4 protein-coding genes are annotated in these 4,942 nt (G+C 56.5%); all 4 read left to right on the top strand.

The features are described from left to right. Positions 1–140: 140 nt before the first annotated feature. The 4 genes from BLW10_RS13265 to BLW10_RS13250 all read left to right on the top strand — a co-directional run bounded on the left by BLW10_RS13265 (position 141) and on the right by BLW10_RS13250 (position 4,865). Positions 141–3,059 carry a Gldg family protein gene (locus BLW10_RS13265; RefSeq protein ID WP_091335469.1) on the top strand — a complete coding sequence of 973 codons (2,919 nt, stop codon included), beginning with the start codon at positions 141–143 and terminating at the stop codon, positions 3,057–3,059. 3 nt (positions 3,060–3,062) lie between these two features. After that, positions 3,063–4,085 (top strand): DUF4340 domain-containing protein, encoded by a 1,023-nt coding sequence (locus BLW10_RS13260; protein ID WP_091335466.1) that lies wholly within the window; start codon positions 3,063–3,065, stop codon positions 4,083–4,085. Between the two features lie 158 nt (positions 4,086–4,243). After that, positions 4,244–4,564 (top strand): nucleotidyltransferase domain-containing protein, encoded by a 321-nt coding sequence (locus BLW10_RS13255; RefSeq protein WP_091335461.1) that lies wholly within the window; start codon positions 4,244–4,246, stop codon positions 4,562–4,564. Further along, positions 4,551–4,865: a HEPN domain-containing protein gene (locus BLW10_RS13250; RefSeq protein WP_091335457.1), complete on the top strand. Its 315-nt coding sequence runs from the start codon at positions 4,551–4,553 to the stop codon at positions 4,863–4,865. The genes BLW10_RS13255 and BLW10_RS13250 overlap by 14 nt, the downstream gene beginning before the upstream one ends. The last annotated feature ends 77 nt before the right edge of the window (positions 4,866–4,942 follow it).

Below are 4,942 nucleotides of genomic sequence, written 5' to 3'. Positions count from 1 at the left end.
TATCGTGCAGGCGCGGACTGAGCGCCTCCGGTTGGGACTGCTCAACCAGGACTCCAGTTGCTCGCCCGCACGGGTGCTATCAACGGAGAGCGAATTGCCGAATGAGCACTTTTGAGTATGAAATTCGGAGCAGACAACGCATGGCTGAAAGCATTCGCGTCGCCCGCCGCGAGCTGGCCGCTTTCTTTGGCTCGCCGGTGGCCTACATCTTTATTGGCACCTTTTTAGCGGTCTCGCTATTTGTATTTTTTTGGGTCGATGCCTTTTTTGCCCGCAACATCGCCGACGCCCGCCCGCTGTTTGAGTGGATGCCGATTTTGCTGGTGTTGCTCTGCGCCGCACTCACGATGCGGATGTGGAGCGAAGAGCGCCGCGCCGGTACGCTGGAAAATCTGCTCACGCTGCCGGTCGCAACACCCAAGCTGGTGTTCGGCAAATTTCTCGCCGCACTCGGACTGGTCGCTGTCGCGCTGGCGCTGACCGTGCCGCTGCCGCTCACCGTCTCGCTGCTGGGGCCGCTCGATTGGGGGCCAGTGATCGGCGCGTATTTAGCCGCGTTATTACTGGCAGCGGCCTATGTCGCCATCGGGTTATTTGTCTCCGCCCGCACCGATAATCCGATTGTCGCATTGATTGGTGCGACCTTTGTCAGTGCCGCGTTTTATGTGATTGGCTCACCGACCCTGACCAGTTTAATCGGTCATAGTGGCGGCGAATTCTTACGCTTGCTTGGCAGCGGTGCCCGCTTTGAATCAATCACACGCGGGGTGATTGATGTGCGCGATCTCTATTATTATCTGAGCTTAACTGGCGTTTTTTTAGCTCTGACCATTTATAGCTTAGAACGTCTGCGCTGGGCGGAACCAGACGCCAATCCGCGTCATCATCGGCGCTGGATGCTGGTAACTGGATTAGCGGTGGCAAATTTGATTGCCGCTAATCTTTGGTTAGCGAATATCAGCACTGCGCGAGCGGATTTAACCGAAGGGCGGCTCTATAGTTTATCTGGAGCTACGCGCCATTATCTCGATCAACTGCAAGAACCGCTGTTAATTCGCGGCTATTTTAGCGCCCAAACCCATCCCTTGCTTGCGCCGCTGGTGCCGCAATTACGCGATTTGCTGGAAGAATATCAAATTGCTGGCGGGGATAAAGTCCGGGTTGAAATCGTCGATCCGCAACGCTCGCCAGAATTAGAGCGCGAAGCCGGTGAGCAATACGGCATTCGTCCGGTGGCTTTTCAGACTGCGACCAAATATCAGGCCGCCGTCGTCAATTCGTATTTTGACATCCTGATTCAATATGGCGATCAATATGAAACCCTGAATTTTCAGGATTTAATTGATGTCAAGGTGCGCGGTGAACTCGATCTCGATGTGCGCTTGCGGCATCCTGAATATGATCTAACCCGCACCATCCGCAAAGTGTTGCAAGGGTATCAGGGCGGTGGCGATCTCTTTGCCAATCTTGCTAAACCACTGACACTCAAAGCCTTTGTCTCGACGGCTGAGAATTTACCTGCGCCACTGCCGGAGCTACGCGCCGAATTAGCATCGCTGTTGGCTGAATGGCAAACGCGCTCCAATGGTCGTTTTCAGTTCGAGCTAACTGATCCGAGCGCCGGTGATGGCGCACTCGCCAAAACCATTCAAGAACAATACGGCTTTGAGCCGCTGGTTGTCAGTTTACTCGATCCGAAGCCGTTTTATTTTTATCTCGTGCTCGACGACGGTAATCGACATATTCCGGTGCCCTTGCCCGAATCACTCGACCGCGCTGGCTTAAATCGCGCACTGGAAGCGGCGATTAAACGCTTTGCCCCTGGTGTGTTGCGCACGATTGCGCTCTTTGCCCCAACAGCGGAGCCAAATCCATTTAACATGGGCGCAGCCAGCAGTGGCGGCGATTACAGCTTATTGCGGCAAACGCTCCAAGATAGCTTTAATGTCCGCGACACCGATTTAACCAGTGGTCAGGTGCCGGATGATGCCGATGTGTTGCTGGTGATCGGCCCCGACGCATTAAACATCAAGCAGCGATTTGCGATTGACCAGTTTTTAATGCAGGGCGGCACGGTGATCCTCGCGGCAGCGAGTTTTAATCTGGATTTAAGCGGCGGCGCAATTCAGGCTCGCAAGCTCGACACGGGATTAACTGATTGGCTGGCCCATCATGGCTTAAAGCTCGAATCGAGTCTGGTACTGGATCCGAATAACACGCCCTTCCCGATTCCAGTACAGCGCGATCTGGGTGGCTTTATGGTGCAGGAAATCCAGACGCTCGATTATCCCTATTTCCCCGATATTCGCGGATCGGGATTAGCGGAAGATCATCCGATTACAGCGGGATTGGGACAAATTACGCTGAATTGGTCATCGCCGATTACGCTCGATGAAACGCAGCAGGCCGGACGCACTGTGACGCGCTTAATCCAGAGTTCGGATGCAGCTTGGAGCAGTGATTCGGAAATCATGCAGCCGGATTTTGACGCACACGGGGCGCTAGGTTTTCCCACTGGCACGGATCGCGGGCGCAAGCTGTTAGCGGTGGCACTGGAGGGGCGGTTTAGCTCGCCATTTGCCGGTCAACCCTCGCCGTTGCTGACGCCAGATGACCAGCCGAGCGAATCCAATGATCCTAATACGCCGCCCGATGACGCAAAAACCGCTGCGGAATCCAAGCCGCCGGTGATTTCGGGGGTGATTGACACATCGCCCGCCTCGGCGCGGTTGATTTTAATTAGCTCGGCGAGTTTTCTCGGCGATACGGCGATCAGTCTGGCCAATGAAGCGACGCAAAGCCGCTATCTCAAACCCTTGGAATTGCTGCAAAACGCGCTGGATTGGTCATTGGAAGATCGCGGCCTGCTTGAGCTACGGGGTCAGAGTCAGTTTGGGCGGCTGCTCGATCCGCTGGGCCGCGAAGCGCGGCTGTTCTGGGAAACCCTCAATTACTTGTTGGCGCTCGGTGGCTTGGCGCTCGTCTACACGCTACATCGACGTGCGCGTACCCGACGCGCTCGCTACCACGCCGCCATTCTCGGTCACGGAGGTGAGTGAATCATGGCATCACTGTTCAAAGACACTGCCACGCCCCAGTCTGTGCCGGTTGCGCTGAGTTGGCAGCACGACCTGCGCACACCGCTGGTTATCGGTTTGATCGGATTGCTGGCGCTGCAACTGCTGCTGGCGCTCGGTCAGAGCCTGAACACGTCGCCGACGCGAGCCGGCGCACCGCGCACGCCGCTGCTGGCGTTTCAGCCGGAACAGGTGACGGCGATTCGTATTGAGGGCGGTGAAGCCGGCGCAGAAGCGGTGCGCATCGAACGGCGCACGGGTGGCGCGTGGGTGCTGGGCGAGCTGGGTGATTTTCCGGTCGCTGAAGCGAAAGCCGATCAACTGTTAACCACGCTCGCGGCACTCAAGCGCCCGCTGCCAGCGGCAACCAGTGCTGAAGCGCAGACGCGCTTCAAGGTTGCCGAGCAGGATTTCAAACGGCGCGTGACGCTTGAAGGCGCATCTGGGGCAGTGGGTACGCTGATTTTAGGAGAAACGCCGCGTTTTAAGCGGCTATTTGGGCGTCCGGCGGATGATGCAGCCGTTTATGAACTGGATTTGGCGCTGGCCGATGTGTCAAATCGACGCGCCGATTGGCTGGATCCAACACAACTGCGCGTGGATTTAGCGCAGATTCAGACCGTCAGCGGTGCAGATTGGCGCTTGGAACGCGACGGTGAGCAGTGGAAATTGGCTAATGCCGGTGAGAACGAATCACTGAATCAGGAAATTGCACGGAATGTTGTGCGTACACTGGCCACGCTTGGCTATCGAGATGTGTTCACTGAGACACCGCCGCTCGATGCCACCGTGCCCGCGCTAGACCTCAAACTGGAACTCAGCGATGGCGCAACGCGAACCTATCGCATCGCCAAGCTTGCCAACAGTGAGGACTATGCGCTGCAAGACGGCATTCACGCGCAGGTGTTCAAGCTGTCTGTCTATGATCTGGGCGAGTTGGTCGGCGTGGCGCGGGCTAAGTTATTCGTTGCAACCGCCAGTGATGAGCGGCCAGCGGCCAGCGAGTAGCGTTGTTGGGGTACGTGTATTTTGCTATGATCTAGTCCGTTTGATCACATGCCGAAAATACTAAAGTCAGTGAGTCAGCGCAGTCGTCAGAAAAGCCGGAACAAGGGTCGTCAGTTGGGTACGTTGGCGAATGCGGCGCTGTTCCAGAGGATTCACCGATGCTAAGTCAAACGACGATCGAGGCGGCGGCTCAGCGAATCGCGGCGGCCGCTCATGCGCCGCTGAAGGTGATTCTGTTCGGTTCCTATGCGCGCGGTGAAGCGGATGCCGGTTCTGATCTGGATTTTCTCGTCGTCGAGCAGGAGATCCCAGATCCGGCGGGCGAGTATCTCAGGCTGCATCGCGCGGCTTCCGGTGTCGAGGCGGGTGTCGATATCGTGCTGATGACGGTGGCAGAATTCGAGAAAAAGCGTGATTGGTGGAGTACGCCTGTGTATTCCGCCGTGCGCGAAGGGAAGGTGTTGTATGAGCACGCATAGAGCGCAGGCGGCGGCGCTCATTGCGGCGGGTGAGCGAGATCTGCTGGCGTTGCAGTTGCTCAATCAGACGGGGCGGGCGCCGCATGAGGTGATCGGCTTTCATGCGCAGCAAGCGGCTGAAAAATTCATCAAGGCCGTGCTGGTGATCAATGGCATCGTGTTCGAGCGGACGCACGATCTTGTTCTGCTCTATCGGTTGGCTGAACAACGTGGTGTTTCGATTGCGGCGGATGTCGAGCAGCTGAGAGCGCTCAATGGCTATGCTGTGCAGTTTCGCTATGAGCTTTCGTATAGTGCCTGATTTGCAGATGGAATTGACCGAAAGTTAACAACTCTTGGCAGGGCTAAAGCGACCAAACACCCTGCCAATCAATCTTT

Source organism: Allochromatium warmingii (genome assembly GCF_900107145.1).
In the GTDB taxonomy this organism is placed as follows: Bacteria; Pseudomonadota; Gammaproteobacteria; order Chromatiales; family Chromatiaceae; genus Thermochromatium; species Thermochromatium warmingii.
Note: the sequence above shows the minus strand (reverse complement) of the source record. Positions and strands in the feature narration are given on the sequence as shown.

Bases quoted from the DNA above. Each gene is read 5' to 3' on its own strand.
- BLW10_RS13265 (WP_091335469.1), top strand. From the start codon at position 141: ATGGCTGAAAGCATTCGCGTCGCCCGCCGCGAGCTGGCCGCTTTCTTT.
- BLW10_RS13250 (WP_091335457.1), top strand. From the start codon at position 4,551: ATGAGCACGCATAGAGCGCAGGCGGCGGCGCTCATTGCGGCGGGTGAG.
- BLW10_RS13255 (WP_091335461.1), top strand. From the start codon at position 4,244: ATGCTAAGTCAAACGACGATCGAGGCGGCGGCTCAGCGAATCGCGGCG.
- BLW10_RS13260 (WP_091335466.1), top strand. From the start codon at position 3,063: ATGGCATCACTGTTCAAAGACACTGCCACGCCCCAGTCTGTGCCGGTT.